This window comes from Anaerocaecibacter muris (assembly GCF_943192945.1).
Lineage (GTDB): Bacteria > Bacillota > Clostridia > Christensenellales > Pumilibacteraceae > Anaerocaecibacter > Anaerocaecibacter muris.
The window spans coordinates 249,891-269,340 of record NZ_CALPCE010000002.1 but is presented as its reverse complement, the minus strand read 5'-3'; the positions used below and the strand labels follow the sequence as shown (position 1 = coordinate 269,340).

Sequence of the window (19,450 nt, the reverse complement as noted above, 5' to 3'; positions counted from 1 at the left end):
AAGGTTACGGGCAACATACTTCATTTTAATTTTCAATTATCTATCGGAGGTACTGATTATGAATACAACGGCACTGGTCGGCGCGCAGTGGGGCGACGAGGGCAAAGGCAAGATAATAGATATACTTGCCGAAAAAGCGGACTATGTCGTCCGCGCTACAGGAGGGAGCAATGCGGGTCACACCGTCGTCAACGGGGATAAAACGTACAAACTTCATCTTATTCCGAGCGGTATTCTCTACCCCGATACGGTGAACATAATCGGCAACGGCGTCGTTATCGATCCCAAAATCGTGCTCGAAGAGATGGACAGCCTTGTCGCGCTCGGGGTAAAGATGGACAAACTTCTTATCGATTTGCGCGCGCACGTCGTAATGCCCTATCATAAAGAGATAGACGAGCTTGCGGAAATAGCAAAGGGTGCAAACGCTATCGGCACGACCAAGCGCGGAATAGGTCCGTGCTATGCCGATAAGTGCGACCGCATAGGTATACGCATGGTCGATTTGTTACAGCCCGACGTTTTCGCCGAAAAGCTCAAAAGCAACCTCGTACTCAAAAACAAGATTATAACTGCGGTATACGGCGGCAAGCCGCTCGAATTCGACGGCATTTATACCGAATACTGCGAGTATGCAAAACGCCTTAACAAGTACGCGTGCGACACGGGAACGGTGCTGTACGACGCGATTAAGGCAAACAAGCGCGTTATATTCGAGGGCGCGCAAGGCACTCTATTAGACCTCGACAGCGGAACGTATCCGTTTGTCACAAGCTCGCACCCCATAACGGGCGGCTTCTGCGCGGGCGCGGGCGTCGGTCCCACGGCTATAAAAGAATGTCTGGGCATTGCCAAGTCGTACACGACGCGCGTCGGCGCGGGTCCGTTCCCCACCGAGCTGGACGACGAGGTCGGCAACCATCTTTTACATGTCGGGCACGAGTTCGGCACAACCACGGGCAGAGCGCGGCGTTGCGGCTGGCTGGACGCGGTTATACTGCGGCTTGCCGTGCGTATCAACGGACTTACTTCGCTTGCAATCAACAAGCTCGACACGCTTACGGGGCTTAAAAAACTTAAAATAGCAACGCACTACATGCACGACGGCAAGCCGGTTTACGGCTTCCCCGCGGACATCAGCATGCTCGAAGGTTGCACGCCCGTATACGAGGAGTTTGACGGCTGGGATGAGGATATATCCGCGTGCAGGACGTTTAAAGACCTGCCCAAAGCCGCGCAAAAATATATCGAGGCGATAGAACGGCTTGCCGACTGCCCCGTTTCCATGATAGGCGTTGGCGCGGATCGAGATCAAAACATTTACAAAAAATAGCGGAGCAACCCGCAGTTTTCGGGTATTCGCCGCACGGCAATGAAAAAACAAAATCTGTTAAAACGGTTTGTAAGCTACTACAAGCCGCATAAAAAATTGTTTATTATCGACATGGTTTGCGCGTTTACGATATCCGTTTTGAACCTTGTCTATCCGTATGTCACGAAAGAAATAATAAACAATTACGTGCCCAACCGCCTTATAACCATGCTGTTATCGGCGGCGGGTTTGCTTATCGGTTTTTACGTGCTTAAAGCGGGGCTTAATTATTTCCTGCACTCATGGGGACACATCGTCGGCGTGCGCATACAGTCGGACATGCGGCGCGAACTTTTTGCGCACCTGCAAAAACTTCCGTTCGCGTACTTCGACGACAACAAAACGGGCGTGATTATGAGCCGCATGACAAACGACCTGTTTCAGGTATCGGAGCTTGCGCACCACGGACCGGAGGACGTGTTTTTATCGCTTATAACAATGGTCGGCGCGTTCGCCGTGCTCGCCACGATAAACATTTATCTTGTGCTTATCGTGTTTGCGTTTATCCCCTTTTTCGTGCTGTTCGCGCTTATGATGCGCAAACACATGAACAAGGTGTACAAGGAATCGCGCGTAGCGCAGGGCGAAATCAACGCGGATATAGAGAGCGCGATTTCGGGCATGCGCGTTTCGCGCGCGTACAACGCGCAGGAACACGAACGGCAAAAGTTCGACGACGGCAACGGCAGGTTTGTCGAGTGTCGTAAACGTCAGTTTATCCTGCTCGGCAAGTTCCACTCGTCCATGACGTTCTTTACCGATTTTCTGTATTTTGCCGTACTGCTTGCGGGCGGGCTGTTCTTTTATTACGGAAAGATTAACGTCGGCGACTTTACGGCGTTTGTGCTGTACATAAGCACGCTGATTACGCCCATACGCACGCTAATCACCATTTACGACCAAATCCAAGAGGGCGCGACGGGATTTAAGCGGTTCTGCGATATTATGGACGTCGAACCGGAAGCGCAAAACCCCGACGCGATTTCGCCCGATAAGCTCGACGGGCATATTGTTTTCGACAACGTCACGTTCGGCTATAAAAATTCGGACGGCGACAGCGACAGTAAAAACGACGCGACGGTTATACGCAATTTCTCGCTCGAAATCCCCGCGGGCAAAACGGTCGCGCTTGTCGGACCGTCGGGCGGCGGCAAAACCACGCTGTGCCATCTTATTCCCCGCTTTTACGAAATAAACGACGGCAAGATTACTATTGACGGGTACGACCTGCGCGCGCTCGACAGGTTTGCTCTGCGCAAGAATATCGGCATTGTGCAACAGGACGTGTTTTTGTTTAACGGCACTATCAAGGAGAATATTGCATACGGCAATTTTGCCGCAACCGACGAACAAATTATCGAAGCGGCAAAAAAAGCCAATATCCACGAATATATTTCCGACTTGCCCGACGGGTACGATACCAACGTCGGCGAGCGCGGCGTAAAATTATCGGGCGGGCAAAAACAGCGCGTGTCCATTGCGCGCGCGTTCCTAAAAAACCCGCCGATGCTTATACTCGACGAAGCTACGTCCGCGCTCGACAACGCCACGGAAATGCTTATACAGGACGCGCTCGGCAAACTGTCCGAGGGCAGAACGACGCTTGTAGTCGCACACCGCCTATCCACCGTAAAGAACGCCGACGAGATAATAGTCATTACTCAAAGCGGCGTGGAGGAGCGCGGCACGCACGAAACGCTTATGCAAGCGGGCGGAATATACAAAACGCTATACGAATACCAGTTTAAAAATCTGTAATCGCCTATCGGCTATCCGACAAGTAGAAGTTTACAGACATTCATACCCCACTATAAACGAAGTCGAACGCATAAAAATTTATAACCGACGATAAATCGGTTAAAAAATCCGACATTACAGACAAACAAAAATCACGGGCGCAAATACTGTCGTCCGTGATTTTTGTTTGCTATATTTTATTTGCTGATTACCTTGATAAATTCCGCGAACAGCGGGTGCGTGCTCAACAACCGCGAACGGTATTCGGGATTGTACACCGTGCCGATAAAGAACTTGTTTGTGGGGATTTCAAACGCTTCGGGCACGCCCGTCGGCGAGTGCGCCGAAAATACAAGCCCGTTGCGCAAGAAAAGCTGTTCGTATGTCGCCGAAAAATCAAAGCGATGGCGATGACGTTCGCTTACCGTCTGCGCGCCGTAAATGCGGCTCAAATACGTGCCGGGGGTTATCACCGTCGGGAACGCGCCTTTTTTGAGCATGGGCGGGTCGATACTGCACACCACGCCGTAAGGCGTTTTATCGTCGAACTCTTGCGTGTTCGCACCCGTCATGTTGCACACGTCGCGCGCAAACTCTATAAGCCCCGCTTGCGCGCCCAAGCCTATGAGCAGGCACGGCACGTCTTTTTCCCGCGCGTATTTAGCTGCGGCTATCTTGCCGTCGAACCCGCGCACGCCGAAGCCCGACGCAATCAGTATACCGTCGAACCCGTCGAGGACTGCGGGGTCGTTTTCTACATCCGCGCTCGACACTAGCGATATTTCGACAGCCTCGTTTTTAAGCAGACCCGCTGTGGTTATAGCGTCGGTCACGGACTGATACGCGGTCACTTTTTCCACGTACTTGCCGACGACGGCAACGCGCAATTTCTTGTCCGAATTTTGCGCGGCTTCGGCGCGCGCGCACATGTCGCGCCATGCGTCGAGTTTCGGCTCGCGCTCTTCCATTTTCAACTTATTAAGAGCAACGCCTTCAAAGTTCTGTTCGTGCAGTCTTAACGGCACTTGATACAGGTTGTCCGTTGTGACGCTTTCTATTATGCCGTTGCGCTCCACGTTACAGAACAGCGACAGCTTCTTTTTAGCCGCGTCGTCGAGCTGATAATCTGAACGGCAGACGATAATATCGGGCTGAATACCGATATTTTGCAGTTCCTTAACGGAGTTTTGCGTAGGCTTGGTTTTATGCTCGCCGCTCATTTCGATAACAGGAACATAGGTAACGTGTATGTACACGGCATTGCCTTTGCCCAGCTCGCCGCGGCACTGACGTATCGCTTCGAGATAAGGGTGGTTTTCTATATCGCCTACAACGCCGCCGATCTCGCACACGACGACGTCCGTTTCGGGACGGTTTAGCGTGTACAGCGTGCGCTTGATTTCGTCGGTGATGTGCGGTACTACCTGAACGGACTCGCCGTCATACGCGCCGTCACGCTCTCTGCGAATAACGGCGGAATAAATCTTGCCGCTCGTGATGTTGCTGTTTTCGGACAGGTTCTGATCCAAAAACCGTTCGTAATGCCCCAAAACCAAATCGCCCTCGCCGCCGTCGTCGGTGACAAAAACTTCGCCGTGCTGATACGGACTTAAATACAGCGAATCGACGTTGAAGTACGGGTCGAACTTGATCATATCAACCGTGTAGCCCTGCGCCTTTATAAGCATTGCCATGCTTGCGGCGGTTATTCCCTTGCCCAATCCCGACACAACACCGCCGGTAACAAAAATGTACTTTGACATAACGTTTAAAGCGTAACGCTTGTCCTCCTGTTTTCTTAATGAATTGCCGTTGTAATATGAATTGCGATAGGTTTACTGTTTGACTATTTTAAAGCCTATTTCTTTGAGCTTTTTGGCGTTGTATTCCACAACGTCAAGCAGCCCGTCGAATATCTTTTTTGCCGTATCCCTGTCGGGTATGGAACGCGAAACATTGTTGTCGGTATTGTCCGAGTGCGCAAAGAAGTTGCGCCGCGAAAAATATTCCGTGTACAGCGCAACCATGACTTCCGCATAGATAACGCTTTTAATGCGTTGCGTGTACCCGCCTTTAAGCACATAATTGCCGTTGTCGTCCTTGTCGTATGCTTGACCTATCATCTTAACGTTGATGCCCTCGGTGCGTTGCAGGTCGAACACAAACCGTTCCAGCCCTCTGAACGCGGGTACAAGTAACACCGAGTAATCGGACAACTGCAATCCCGACTGATCGAAATCGTGTATTCCGTAAGAAAAATCTATCCTCGACTGTTCCGACAAAAACTCGAACGCCGTAGGCAATCGCCGTTTCAGCTTGTTTTGCACGTCCGAAACTTTTTTATCTCCGCCCGAGTTGTCGATATAATTTTCGAGCGCGGACGAATAGTCCGAATCGTAACTGACTTGCGACAGCACCTCGCCGAACAACTCCGAACGCTTGCCCTGCAACTGTAACGTCATGCGCTTGGTCGCGTAACGCAGTACGACTTTTTGCCCCGCCGCGTCGGTCACGCTGTACGTCTTAACCTCTTGCGGCGTGCCCGCAAACTCCGTACCGTCCGCAAGCACAGTCTTGCCGTAAGACCGCAACCGCTTGATTGCGCCGTTAAGCGAGTCTATCGGAAAGTTCTTTACGGAATAACCGTTTTTATATTCGGGCACCGATTTTTCCGATTGTCCGTTTTTGTCCGATTGATTGTCCGTCGTGCCCTGCGCGACGTTTACATAATCGTTTTGCGGTTTGTTTTTGGGCGGTCTGCCGCGCTTGCGCTTTTGTTGACCCTGCTGACCGTCGCCGTTTTGCGCGCCGACGTTGTTTGCGCCGTTATTGCCCGAATAATTATTCGCACTACCGTATTGCACGGACTGCGACTGCGGCGCGTTTACCGTCTGTACGGGCGCAATACCGCCTACATAGTCGTTTTGCGCTTTTGCTTTGGGCGGTCTGCCGCGCTTGCGTTTTTGCTGTCCTTGCTGACCGTCTCCGCTCTGTGCGCCGACATTTACCGCGACATTTTGCCTAAAATCGCTTTGTACGCGCGTATTTATTCTAAACGAGCTTTCGTTCGTTCCTCCCTCGTCGTCCGACCCGAACGATATGGTTGCACGGCGCGGCAATGCGCTCGGCGTTCTGCCGCCCACCGATATTGATATGCCGACGGACTTGGCATTGTCCGAACCGTGCTCCGTCATTGCCGAGTTAAAGCGCGGCGGCGCCTGATAGTTATATGTCGGTTGTTGCGACGCAGGCGCAACGGGCGCGACGGGTTTTTCGCCGTAAGACGGCAAAGGTCGCTTTTGCACGCGTTGCGGCGGATATATAACGTCGCCGTCAAATTCGTCGGCAGGCTTACGCTCTGCGGGCGGTTTTCTATGAACGGTCTGCGGCGGATAAATTTCGTCAGTGGAAATTACCGCGCCTTTGGACGAAGCGAACACCGTCGCAACGGGTTTAAACTCGCTTCGACGAATAAGACGGTCGGGCTCTACAAAAAGTTTAGCGCGCTTGCCCGCCTCGCCGCCGCTTCCGCGTCGGATAATTTCGGTAGGCTCGAACGGCTTTTTGTCCGCATGTTTTACGGGCACACTGCCCTGCGCGGGCACCGTCGAACGCTTGACCGATTTTTGTTCCGCGCCGAACAAGTTTAACAGCCGTTCCGCATAGTCCTGACGTCCCGTTATAGACAATATGTGCGCGGTTGTGTCGTAAACGACAGCAACGCGGTTATCGTTGCATAAAAAAGAATATCTGTCATAATGCGAACGCTCGGTCGATTTAACCGCGCCGTTCGGAACATACTCGTTCCCGTCTATCTTGCCGATAAACGTCGTTACTTCGCTGTCTGTACAGGGCGAAATATTATACCTTACATTTTCCATTCTTACTCCGTAATAATTTCAAATCCAATCTGTTATCTGCCGTATTTAATTCGCAGGCAAAAGCCTAACCGGCTGTCGTTATATATACTCGCTTATTCAATATCGCACTCGCAAAATGTTAGCGATAAGCTCTCGCTTTGTATATTTTTGTTGATTTATGCACACAAACTTATGCGCATATATAAACAAGCATGTCTGCCGTAAAACCGAATAATACGTAATATTGCGCCGAGCAATTTGATTGGACGGTCGAATACGCGATATTCCGAGAATATTGTATTCGACCGACGCGCAAAAAATTATAAGCGACCGTTCAGTCGCTTATAACTATTATTTATTTCTTAACTTTGCGGAAGCGCACAACGTACACTATAACGCCCGCGAGCAAGACTATCGCCACAACGATAAGCACGGTGGACAAAGTCGTCCAAGTGGTGGGAGTGCTCGAACCGCTGCTGACTACCGTAATGGTAAAGCGTTGCGTGGTGGGGTTGTTGTTGGAATCGGTAGCGGTGTACACGACTTCGTAAGTGCCCGCCATGCTGAACGTGATGGTCGTACCGTTGTTCTTGGCGTCGCCTTTGCTGGTCATGGAGCCGCTGACGGTTGCGTCGGTGACTTCCTCGTGCGAAGGATCGTACAGCTTTTTGGTTATCTGAACGCCGTTTTCGTCCTCGACGAGCTTCATGGCAGCAAACGTAAACGTGTCGCCCACTTTCATGGTAGCGGTAGTGGAAGTGCCGCCGCTCAAAGTGAATTCGGGGCCCTGTACGTCGCCGATATTGATGGTATATTCGGCGTCGGCAGTTTTCGCATTGGCGGCAGTTGCCGTATATTTGAGTTTATACGCGCCGTCCTTAACGCCCTTGAACGTATTGGTTTCCTTGTCGTAATCTACTTTTTCGTTGTTGTAGGTTATTTCAAGTTCTACGTCGGCAATGCCGTTTTCGGTATAGGCAACGACTTTCGGGAGTTTAACCGTAGTGTTGGCTATGGTTTCCTCGCTGGTCGCGTCGTATTTTGCCCAGTATGTCGGCATTACGCCCTGCACCTCGAATACGGGCGCGGAAGTATCTTTAATCTTAAAGCTGTAATTGCCTTCGCTCAAACCGACAAACTTAACTTTGTCATAGCTGTATCCGCCGTTATCGTAATCGGTCTTAAAGATATAGCCGTCTTGGACATTGTAAGAGCCTTGCTTTTTGGCGGTGAATTCGGAACCCATAAGGCTGAACGCCATGCCGCTTATCTTGCGAACGACATAGAGCGAATCGCCCGCAGTGCCGTTTGCTTCAACCGTTTCGTTGTGCAGTTTGTATGTTACGTTTACGTCGCCCGTCGAGCCGATCGTATTGATGGCGGAGCCGTGAATAAGATCGTCGGGAGAAGGCGCAACGTTACCGAGCTTATAGCCGTAAACTTCGTTGTTGCCGTTTACGTCGAACACACGAACGGTCATATAATAGGGCTTATCACCCTCCGTCCATGTGCCGTCCTCGCCTTTTACCTGCGTGGTAGAGGAAGCGTGGAATTTAATGTTCTTTACAAAAATTTCGTCGGTCGTCTTGCCGGGAACGGTGTACGTTTCGAGCGTCGCGTTGATGGGCTGACCTTTCGGATTATAGACCGCAACTTCAAAGCCGGTATACTTGCGCATATCCTTGTTGGCGGTAACAATGCTGAACCCGTCGGCAACAACGCTGTCGCCCGCAACAAGCGCGTCGCCCGCCTGTTTGTTGGGGTTGGCGTTGGAGAACGTCATGCTGTCGCCTTTAAAGATGAACGCAGACTGCGCGTCGGACGCTATTACTTTTACTACCGATTCGATATTTTTGTAAGCCTCGGTCGCGTCGGACGCCGCAATTTTGACGTTGTCTTTTACATTGGTTTTGTAGTTGCCGACTTTATCGGTAACTGCGATATAGAAGTACAGGTTTTCGCCTATCTTCAATTTCTTTTCGAGGGAGACGCCTTTTCTGTCGGTCTTGCCCTTGTTGAATACAAGGTAGCCGCCCTCTATATCCGCAACGTCGCCGCCGGTGACGTCGAGGTAACGCACGTCGCCTTCGCCGAGCGTCGCGTCGGTGTACAGTCTGTAATCGACGAGCGGACGGGTGTCGGAAGCATCCGCATAGTCGGGATGAGGCACCGTCAAAGTTTCGTCTTTATCGGAAATATAGTTGGGCGCGGTGATTTCCGCAGTGGTCGGTTCCGCCGTGTCCGTGTATTTTTCCTGCAACTGGATGGTGAACGTCTTGGAAGACGTGTTGTTAGCCTTATCGCGCGCACGGTACAAAACCGTATACGTGCCCACGCGGTCGAGTTCCGCGCCGTTCGGGTCTTTGGGGTCTACTTTGCGATAATCGTCGAAGTTGAAGTCAAAGCCGTTTTCGGTGCTGAACGTCGCGTCCGCTTTGTACGAGCTCTTGTCGCTCGCAACATACTTGCTTGCCGAATCGTTGTCGTCCGCCAAGATATTAGTGAACTCGATAACCGTTTTGGAGTTGTCCGAATCGGTAATACGGAAGTAAACGGTTATAGGGCTTTCGGGGTCGTTATCTACGACTTCGGGAACGGTGAAGTGAATTTTATTGCCGAGTTGAGTTGCCTCTTCCTTGCCGTTTTCGCCGCGTTTGTAAACGGTCTTGCCCCACGTTTCGGGGATACGCCAGTCTTCCACGGATTTGAATACGGGCGCGACAAGGTCGGACACCGTCATGGAATATTCGCGAGTACTCGATTTGCCGACGTTGCCGGAACCGGTCCACGCGTCGCTGTAAGCGGTGTACGAAATTTTGTAGTCGCCCGTTTCCATGGGATAGAACGTCATGGATTTGTCGTTGTCAAACGTAACGTCGGTATAGGTCTTGCCTTCCTTGCGGTAAGCGTAACCGTTTTCGTCGATATCGACGTTTTTAACGGGGTTGCCGTGCGGGTCGAGAACTTTTATTTCGATTTTAACGTTGTCGTCGTAACTGTCGGTCGCAGTCGCTTTGGGGAGCGTAACCGCACGGTTGATAGAAACGTCTTTTTGAACGCCCGAAACGGAAAGGGTCGGGTTGCCCGTGTTGTTTACGCCGGATTGAACTTTAACGTTGAAAATCTTGCTGAAATGCTTGGTGCCAGTCGCGCCGAGCTTTGCCGTATAAGTGATAAAAAGCTGTCCGTTGGTGCCGTCGAGTTGCACCGTTCTGTCCGCGGCAGCGGGGTTTGTCGCCTCGTCCGTGCCCTTTTTAACATTATACGTCGCGGTGTTTCTGGAAGTGGAAGCGATAACGGTGTAGTCGCCGTCGTATTCTTGAAGAATATTGTTGTCGTCGTAATACACCACGCGCGCGAGCGGGAGCACGATATTTCCGTCGTTTTTGATATACGTGGGAATATCCGCGCCGTTATCGTCTACTTTAAGGAAAAATTCCTCGTCGAGCGTTACGCGCACGTAAAAATCGTAAGAAAGTCCGTTTTGAGTATAGGTAACTTTATAATTACCGACCTGCAAAGCCGTTACCTTATTGTTTACAACTTCGACGGGCGCGTTATCGGGCGCGGTAACCGTAACGGTTGCACCTGCTACCGCGGGAACGTCGAACATATCGCCGTAATCGCAAGTGTTTTTGATATTAACGCCTTTGAGAACTTCGCTCTTGCTGACGCTTGCGCCCGTTCCCGTAGTTTCGGCAAACGGCGACGCAACGGGAGGAACCGCGAACACAAAGAAAGTAAGCATCATCGCCAAACAAAGCATTACAACCGTCGCGGTAAGTCCGAATTTTCTGATTAGACCGAGTTTTTTCATTTAGTCAACAATCTCCTAAAAGAGGCTTTTGTACACATATACTGTAAAATTATACTATCAGTCGAAAAATTTGTCAAACATTTTGACGCACTTATCTAAAATAGTTTTGTTTTTTATACGACCCGCCACAGCGCACGCGCCGCTCTACTATTATGAGAAAAGGCAATGACAATTATGTAAAGGCAAACCTTTATAAATAATTTACCGCCGAGATCGACCGCCGCAGTAAGTAAAAACAATATCACCATAACATAGCGGCGCAATAACAAATGCGGCTGTCGCCTTGATTTCTCCGCCAATCACAGATTGGATTTCTGTCGTGTGTTTACTGTTATTGCCGATTGAGCTTGTCACCCGATTAAGTGCAGGCATAAAGTCATTGCGCTACGGTCGAAATGATGAGGGTATAAAGCCTACATCACATACAACCGCCGCGCATATTATAAATCAAGGCTTGCTCTACGAGCAAGCCTTCCTCAACTATTATCTTTTATCTCTTATCTATTCACTATCCTTACATTACTCGTATCATGGAATCGATACTGCGCACCGTGGCGAGCTTGCTTATAGTGTCGAGCGCGTGCATGACGGAGTGTTCGCGCGCTTTGTGCGTGAGGAACAGCAACGTTGCTGTATCGCCCTCGCCCGCGCGCTGTATTGCCGATTTTATGCTAACGCCGTTATCGCTCAACACCGTGGAGATCTTGCTCAACACGCCCGTTTTGTCGTCCACCGTCACGCAGATATAATATCCGCTCATAAAGTCGCCGATAAAGTCTATACCGTCGCTCAACCGTCCGTTGTTGTCGAAGTCGGTATATTTGGGCTTACCCGTCAACGCTTTTATAACGTCCGAAACGATCGCGCTTCCCGTAGGGCGCGCGCCCGCGCCCGCGCCGTAAAACATGAGGTCGCCGACGTTGTCGCCGTTCAGATAGACCGCGTTATACGCACCCGACACCGCCGCCAAAGGGTGGTCGCTCGGCACGAACAGCGGGTGCACGCGCGCTTCCACGCTGTCGCCGTCGCGAGTGCCGATTGCTATCAGTTTAATTTCGTAACCGAGCGCATGCGCGTTTTTTATATCCTGCGCCGTGACTTTGGTAATACCCTCGCGGTAAATGCTCGCATACGGCACGCACGTGTGAAACGCGAGCGACGCGAGTATGGAAAGTTTATACGCCGCGTCGTAACCCTCGACGTCGGAAGTCGGGTCGGCTTCCGCAAAGCCGAGCGACTGCGCCTGCTTTAACGCCTGCGCGTAGTCGAGGTTTTCACTGCTCATTTTACTTAAAATATAGTTAGTCGTGCCGTTGATTATGCCGTAAATACTGCGCACCTTGTCGCCCTGAAAACTCTCGCCTATCGCGCGGATAATGGGCACGCCGCCCACGCAACTCGCCTCGAAAAACAGTCCGCAACCGTGCTTTTGCGCAATCGGTTCGAGTTCGCTCCAATGCTTTGCCAAAAGTTCCTTATTTGCCGTGACGACCGACTTGCCGTTTTCGAGCAGTTTGATTATAAACGTTTTGGCAGGCTCTACGCCGCCCATGGTTTCTATCACAAGTTCTATATCGGGGTTGGCGGCGAGTTTGTCTATGTTATCGCAAAACAAATCCGCGCTTATACCGCGCGCTTGCAACGGCGCGGATGTGCGGTCGAGTATCGCCGCGACCGTAACGTCTATTCCCTGCGTCGCCTGTATATACTCGCGGTTTTCCGTGAGTATGTCGTAAGCGCCGCCGCCGACCGTGCCCAGTCCCATTATCGCAATTTTTCTCTGTCGCATAATATCACCCCGCAACCTTTATTGTTATTCAACGCTTGTTAAGTTTGTACAAAATGTTAAGCCCGCGCAACGTGAGCGTCCTGTCCACAACGTCTATCACAGACACGCAACGGTTGACAATGTCCGAAATGCCGCCCGTCGCAATGACCTTGGCGTCCGGCAAACCCGCTTCGGCTTTGAGCCGCGCGACCATGGATTCGATCATGCCCGAATATCCGTAAATAATGCCCGACTGCATATTGGTTATGGTGGTTTTGCCTATCGCGCGCTTGGGCGCGGACAATTCCACTTTGGGCAATCGCGCCGCAGAAGACGAAAGCGATTCCGCCGCCGCTTTAAGCCCGAACGAAATCGCGCCGCCCAAAAGCTCGCCGTCCGCGGAAATCACGTTAAAAGTAGTAGCCGTGCCGCAGTCGATAACAATGCACGGCGCGCCGTAAATCTTGCTTGCCGCAACGCACCCCGCGACCCTGTCCGCGCCCAGTTCCCGCGGGTTGTCGTACTTGACGTTAAGCCCCGTTTTAATTCCCGACCCGACAGTCATCGGCTTGCAACCGAAATACGTTTCCACCATGTGCTCGAACGTGTAGTTGAGGTTGGGGTTTACAGAGCTTATTATCGCGCCCTCTACGTCGCGCGCGGAAATATTTTTAAGCGCGAGCATATCTTTTATCAAAAGCCAATACTCGTCGCCCGTTTTGTTAGCCGAAGCCATGCGCAACGTGTCCGACAGCTCGTCGCCGTTGAACACGCCCATTTTTATGTTGGTGTTTCCTATGTCGAATACAATAACCATATCTATTTATCGCTCACTTCGGGAGTTTGCGGCACGTGGCGATTTCGCAAGTCCTTGCCGCGCAGTACCACTTTATTAAGCGTAAGAGTTATAGGCGGAGTGATTGCCGCCATGCACACACATTCTATCGCGCCGCTTATAAGCATTTGCGGCACTGCGACGGCAAGCGTCGCTCCGCCCGCCGTCAAGTTGGGCAATATAAGCACAAACATGCTCACGACGAGCGCGGTATTTAAAAGACTGCCTATCGTCGCCGACGCGGACACAGCGGCAAACTTCGCCGCGCGCTTTTGCGGTTTTGCAATATGCTCAATCAGTTTGTACGCGCCGAACGCGCCGAGCGCGGCAAGCACGCGCGGAATAATCGCAACATACGGCGCCTGCATAAACGCCACGCCCACAAACGAACCCGTCGGTATAAGAAAGCTGTACGCCACGCTCACCGCGCCGAACGCAAACCCGACAAACGCGGCAATCCCGACGGACAGCGTCGTCGCCGCGACGGTGACGGGCAAAAAAAACACGTAAGGCAACAAGCCCGTAACGAAACACATTGCGGTAAGGGTTGCCGCAAGCGTAATAGACCGCGTACTTATTTTCATGAAAGCTCCTTCTGTTGGACTTCGGCAAGCCGATAGCCCACAGCCGATTGGGTCGGCGGTAATGCTGAAACCCGAACGCAATTCGGTGTTTCGCCGTCGAAGCGGATGCCCCGACCGTTACAGTGTACCACAGCCGAAAAAAATACGCAAATAATCTTTACAAGTTTTTGTAACGCAACGCCGAAAATTCCATACACTGAAATTAGATAAGCGCTTATCGTACCGAAGAAAAACCTTGCCGAAGGACGCGTATCCGCGGACGCGACCGTCGGCGACGGAAACGCAAAATCTTTGTTCGAGGAGGAAGGCAAAATGTTCAACGGTGGCGGAAACTGCTGCGATATACTCATGCTCTTGTTGCTTTGCAGCTGCTGCGGCGGCGGACACGGCTGCGGTTGCGACTGCGGCTGCAAGAAAGGCTGCGACTGCAACGATATACTGTTCTTATACATTCTTATGTGCTGCTGCGGCGGCAGAGATAAATGCTGCTGCTAATCGGTACATATCAAAGATAAAGTCAAGCCGCATAGCTTGCGTGCAAAAACAACCGCCGTATACGCCCCGCGCCGCGCTCGAAGTCGCCGTGAAATACCGCGACGGAGCAAGCCTCGACGCGGGCGTTGCGATTATAATACAAAACGCGTTCGCGCCGAAAACTCGGTTGCGGGCGCGTTTGATTTGTTATAATATCTATTTTGCTCAAAACAACCGCGCTTAACTTGACAACGCCGACGGTATAAAGTATAATCTTATACGAACTAAATACAACTCAACCGAGGTCAGGTTTTATGAAAGTAACAATGGACAAACTCGTCGCGCTGTGCAAATCCCGCGGATTTATTTTTGCGGGCAGCGATATTTACGGCGGCTTCGCCAACACGTGGGATTACGGTCCCGTCGGCGTGGAACTGTACAACAATATCAAAAAGGCGTGGTGGCAAAAGTTCGTCACCGAAAGCGAAAACAACTTCGGTCTGGACTGCGCCATACTCATGAACCCCAAAGTATGGGAAGCGTCGGGACACCTCGCGGGCTTTTCCGACCCGCTCATGGACTGCCGCGCGTGCAAAAGCCGTTGCCGCGCCGACGATCTCGTCGAAGCGTACGCCGCCAAGCACAAAATGACCGTGCCCGTTGCGAGCATGGACAACGACGCGCTGTCCGCGTTCGTCGCCGAACACAAACTACCCTGCCCCGTATGCGGCAAGTCCGACTTTACGCCCGTCAAAAAATTCAACCTTATGTTCAAAACATTCCAAGGCGTAACAGAAGACTCGGTGTCCACATGCTATCTTCGCCCCGAAACGGCGCAAGGCATTTTCGTAAACTTCAAAAACGTGACCCGTTCGGCTCGGGCGCGCGTGCCGTTCGGAATATGCCAAATAGGCAAGAGTTTCCGTAACGAAATAACGCCCGGCAACTTTATTTTCCGTCTGCGCGAGTTCGAGCAAATGGAAATGGAATTTTTCTGCAAGCCCGACACCGACCTCGAATGGTTTGAATACTGGAAAAACTACTGCTTCGAGTTCTTGCAAAAACTGGGCATCAAAAAGGAAAACCTGCGCATACGCGACCACGACAAAGCCGAGCTGTCGTTCTACTCCAAAGCGACGAGCGACTTCGAGTACCTGTTCCCGTTCGGCTGGGGCGAGCTTTGGGGCATAGCCGACCGCACCGATTACGACCTTAAAAAACACGCCGAGTTCTCGGGCGAAAAGCTGGACTACACCGACCCCGTTACGGGCGAAACGTATGTGCCTTACGTCGTCGAGCCGTCGCTCGGCACGGGCAGAGCACTTCTTGCCGTGCTTTGCGACGCATACGACGAAGAACAGCTCGAAAAAGAAACGCGCACGGTCATGCGCTTTGCGCCCGCAATCGCGCCGTACAAAGCCGCCGTGCTTCCGTTGCAAAAAGCGTTGTCGGAACGCGCCGACCACTTGTATCGCGCCATGCGCAAACGCGGCATAACATGCACATACGACCTCCCCGGGTCTATCGGCAAACGCTATCGCCGTCAGGACGAAATAGGCACGCCCTTCTGCATAACCGTCGATTTCGACACAGAGCCGACGGGCACCGTCACCGTGCGCGAACGCGATTCCATGAGCCAAATACGCATAGACGAATCCAAGGTCGCCGATTATATCATAGATAACTGCAAACTCGACTAACAAAATTAAGTTTAAGTTCGCAAACAAAAACAGTTCCCTATTAACGGGAACTGTTTTTGTTTGATTATTTAAGTTATACGCTATGCCGCAACATTTTCTATTTTTATCGAAATGGAACTATCTGCCCAAACTTGCAATATTATTTTATATTTTCCCGCGCCCAATGTAAGATTATCAGATCCGGACGGTTTAACTTCACTGCCTACGTGCATGTTGTTTATCCATGCGTTGGTAACATAGTTATGCACTTTAAAATCGGAACTTTGAGTAAATTCTACAACCAATTCGTACTGTTCTTTCGCCGAATCCGTCGCGGCAACTTTAACAAAGTTGTAGTCACGGGAACTCCATGCGTTCTCGCCGTTGATATTTCCGACAAGATAGAAATCGCTTTCTTCTGCGGGAATTACAGGATCGGCGGGCGTACCCGTTGCACTGTATGTTACATATATGGCATTCTTATTAAAATCAACCAAGAACTTGTAATTGCCGGTTGCGAATACGGCAATATTGGAATCCACGACCGCCAAGTATTCGCCGACGTCCTTGCTTGCAATATTACCGACCCAAATTCTGTCGGCGGCGAGCGTCGCACCTGTCTTGTAGAACTTGATATTATCGTCAGCAGTCAACGCAATTTCCAACATATACAATCCGTTTTCGGTCAACGTCATTTCAAAACCTTTTGTTGCCGAGTTTTCCCACGTAGCGTCGGAATTTTGCACGCTTCCTATAAGATATGCGTTATTGGGACGAACGGTATCCGCAGGATTTGTTATTTCGCTCGGATCCACCGTTCTCGTAGCGTGAACCGTCCAATAATCGTGAGTTTCGTAATGCTTGATATAAATCGTGAATTTTCCGCCGCGTTTAACAGTTACGTATTCGTTAGCATTGCCTGCGGGCGTTTCCACGCCACTACTTGAACTCTCGATATTCAAAGATACGGGGTTGCCGTCGATTATAAAGTAAATCTTATCGCCTTCCGCAAACTGTACGTTCTCCAACATAAACTGTTTGGTTATTCCGTCTTTGACTTCTTGATCGGTAAGCGTTTTCAACGTCATTTCCGCAAGCGCGCCGTTTTCGCCCACTCTGTATACTCCGCCGACCTGCGGAATTTCGATTTCGGTATACCGAGCATACACGGTTGTCGCCTGTGTAAACACCGTCGCCGTGCTTATTTTTTCTCCGCCTGTTTCTTTCGCAGTGTACCAACCGTCAAACTCCATGCCGACGGGAGCGATCGGCTCGGGTAAAGACTTCAATCGTCCGTCAACGTCCGTGACAAGGGTATCCGAAGTTTCAAGCGTGCCTTCTCCCGCAACAAAAGTAATTGTTTGCGCCCCGACTTCTTGCGTAGGAATATCTCCCGTTTTCTCTCCGTAAACACCCCAAGTAGCGCCGTTGGCATTAGACCACTTCTTTAAATACAGCATGTATTTACCGGTCACGGACACGTTAATTTTAGCAAGCGCCTCGTCGTGCACCGATACGTCGAGCCCTTTGCTTGCCGCATCTACAAAAACGCGTTCGACTTTACCGTTTACGGTAAACGATATAGTTCCGCCCTCGTAAAGTTCGACATCGGTAATCAAGAACTCGAATACTTGATCTATGTTTATAGGATTTCCATCCTCGTCCTCGCGCTTAATATTTTCCGTATTATCGGTCAACTCATACTCGACGTCGTTGTAAACCAATTTTGTTACGGGCACTTCTTCCTCAACGATTTCGGGAACAAACTCTACCCAAATGCTGTCGCCATCCTCCACGCCGTCAACCGGACGGTTGTCGTAAAGTTTAAGATGGAAAGTGAACGTTCCCGCCTGCTTGATTATGAAATTGGAATATCCATCGGCATTTACCTCATACTTACCATAAGCCCACTGATCGGACTCGTAATTGTTGTATCCCCAACTGTCAAATCCTTCGGGCGGAGTATGCCTGTATATTTTTATTTCGTCGCCTACCGAAAGTTTGATGACCGCTTTAAACTGTTTCCATACGTCTTTATCAGGCGTAGATTCAGTAAATTTATGTCCCTTTGTAAGAGACGAAATATCCTCTCCGCCAACAGTACCGTACAAATAAAAATCATATGTTATTTCCTGCGGAGCGTCTTCGTAAACAGCATATAACGTTGTATCTCTGTCAAACTCATACGCAGTAGTTACACGATCCCCGCCTTCGATAGCCGTAAACCAGCCCACAAAAACTTTTCCTTGCGGCGCGACAGGCGTAGGCAATTCCGCCAGCATCCCGTTGGAAGTTTGTGCCGTCACCCCCGCAAGCGTTCCGCCGTTTGCATCAAATGTGACGGTATAAACTCCGCTCGGCACTTCCGATCCGTCTTTGGTGTAATGCGCATATACGGTCGTGTTGGCGGTGAATTCGTATGTAGCGGTTATTCTCACTCCGCCCGTCGCCGCGGTGTACCAACCGTCAAACGTGTGGTTGAGCGGCGCGGTGGGCGTGGGCAACGACGCGAGCAAACCGTTCAAAGTCTGCGCGGTCGTATTGGCGATCGTTCCGCCGTTGGGGTCGAACGTGACGGTATAAACCCCCGTCGGTTCTTCCGTGCCGCTGTCCTTTGTCCAGTGCGCATACACGGTCGCGTCGCCGGTAAACACATAGTTTACCGTAACAAGATCGCCGCCGTCTTTAAGAGTATACCAACCGTCGAAAGTGTGACCGCCGTATGACAGATAAGTTTCGGAAATAAGGCTCGCAAGTTTGCCGCCCGTCGTTTTTAAAACGCTGTTGCCTACTATCGTCCCGCCGTTCGCGTCGAACGTGATATTATAAACGCCGTCTTGACGTTGCGCCTCCCACTGCGCATATACCGTCGTCGCGCCGCTGAACTTGTAGCCGTTCGCGCCGAAAGTAACTGTTTCGCCCGAGCCATCCCGCTTGACGTTGTAACCCGTAAACACGAACCCCGTATATTCGGGCGCTGTCGGCTCGGCGAGGATTCTGCCGTCGGCTGTATGCAGTTTGACTGTATTGCCGTTTGCATACGCGCCGCCGTTCGCGTCGAACGTTATTTCGTATACGCCGACTTTGGTTTCGCCGTCGCTGCTGTCGCCGCACGCAACAAGCGCGCCGACCGACATAGCAAACACGGTCGCCGTCAACGTAGTCAAGATACACTTCGACTTTTTCATACCATTTTCCCTCTATTAAGTTTTATTAGCAGAGCGCTTTGCGCCGCTCACAATTTTAATTATAGCACCGTTATTCGCTCATGTCAATACATATATATGATTTTTACCGCATAAATTTTCCCGAAACGCCCGAATT

Annotated in this window: 11 protein-coding genes; 3 read left to right on the top strand and 8 right to left on the bottom strand. The window is 51.0% G+C overall.

The features are described from left to right. The first annotated feature begins 58 nt into the window (after positions 1 to 58). Both NFR57_RS02755 and NFR57_RS02750 read left to right on the top strand, forming a co-directional pair. The gene (locus NFR57_RS02755; protein WP_251182302.1) at positions 59 to 1,333 is read left to right on the top strand and encodes an adenylosuccinate synthase; all 1,275 of its coding nucleotides are present in this window, start codon (positions 59 to 61) and stop codon (positions 1,331 to 1,333) included. Positions 1,334 to 1,387: 54 nt separating this feature from the next. Beyond that, positions 1,388 to 3,130, top strand: coding sequence for an ABC transporter ATP-binding protein (locus NFR57_RS02750; RefSeq protein WP_251182391.1), 1,743 nt, complete (start codon positions 1,388 to 1,390; stop codon positions 3,128 to 3,130). Between the two features lie 176 nt (positions 3,131 to 3,306). Here NFR57_RS02750 and NFR57_RS02745 read toward each other — a convergent pair whose 3' ends face one another. The 7 genes from NFR57_RS02745 to NFR57_RS02715 all read right to left on the bottom strand — a co-directional run bounded on the left by NFR57_RS02745 (position 3,307) and on the right by NFR57_RS02715 (position 14,676). Next, a complete protein-coding gene (locus NFR57_RS02745; protein WP_251182301.1) occupies positions 3,307 to 4,872 on the bottom strand; it encodes a CTP synthase in 1,566 nt (521 codons plus the stop codon). Between the two features lie 72 nt (positions 4,873 to 4,944). Further along, positions 4,945 to 6,990, bottom strand: a complete 2,046-nt coding sequence (locus tag NFR57_RS02740; protein WP_251182300.1) for a hypothetical protein — start codon at positions 6,988 to 6,990, stop codon at positions 4,945 to 4,947. Positions 6,991 to 7,324: 334 nt separating this feature from the next. After that, positions 7,325 to 10,786, bottom strand: coding sequence for a hypothetical protein (locus NFR57_RS02735; protein ID WP_251182299.1), 3,462 nt, complete (start codon positions 10,784 to 10,786; stop codon positions 7,325 to 7,327). 514 nt (positions 10,787 to 11,300) lie between these two features. Continuing rightward, complete coding sequence (locus NFR57_RS02730; protein ID WP_251182298.1) at positions 11,301 to 12,575, bottom strand: homoserine dehydrogenase; 1,275 nt, start codon at positions 12,573 to 12,575, stop codon at positions 11,301 to 11,303. A 28-nt stretch (positions 12,576 to 12,603) separates the two neighbouring features. Next, on the bottom strand, positions 12,604 to 13,371 hold the full coding sequence (locus NFR57_RS02725) for a type III pantothenate kinase (protein ID WP_251182297.1): 768 nt from the start codon (positions 13,369 to 13,371) through the stop codon (positions 12,604 to 12,606). Between the two features lie 2 nt (positions 13,372 to 13,373). Next, positions 13,374 to 13,973 carry a hypothetical protein gene (locus NFR57_RS02720; protein ID WP_251182296.1) on the bottom strand — a complete coding sequence of 200 codons (600 nt, stop codon included), beginning with the start codon at positions 13,971 to 13,973 and terminating at the stop codon, positions 13,374 to 13,376. A gap of 517 nt (positions 13,974 to 14,490) precedes the next feature. Continuing rightward, complete coding sequence (locus NFR57_RS02715) at positions 14,491 to 14,676, bottom strand: hypothetical protein (RefSeq protein WP_251182295.1); 186 nt, start codon at positions 14,674 to 14,676, stop codon at positions 14,491 to 14,493. An 85-nt stretch (positions 14,677 to 14,761) separates the two neighbouring features. On the opposite strand from NFR57_RS02715, the gene NFR57_RS02710 reads away from it, so the two are divergent. Continuing rightward, positions 14,762 to 16,147, top strand: a complete 1,386-nt coding sequence (locus tag NFR57_RS02710; protein WP_251182294.1) for a glycine--tRNA ligase — start codon at positions 14,762 to 14,764, stop codon at positions 16,145 to 16,147. Positions 16,148 to 16,227: 80 nt separating this feature from the next. Here NFR57_RS02710 and NFR57_RS02705 read toward each other — a convergent pair whose 3' ends face one another. Beyond that, on the bottom strand, positions 16,228 to 19,314 hold the full coding sequence (locus NFR57_RS02705; protein WP_251182293.1) for an InlB B-repeat-containing protein: 3,087 nt from the start codon (positions 19,312 to 19,314) through the stop codon (positions 16,228 to 16,230). Positions 19,315 to 19,450 lie beyond the last annotated feature (136 nt).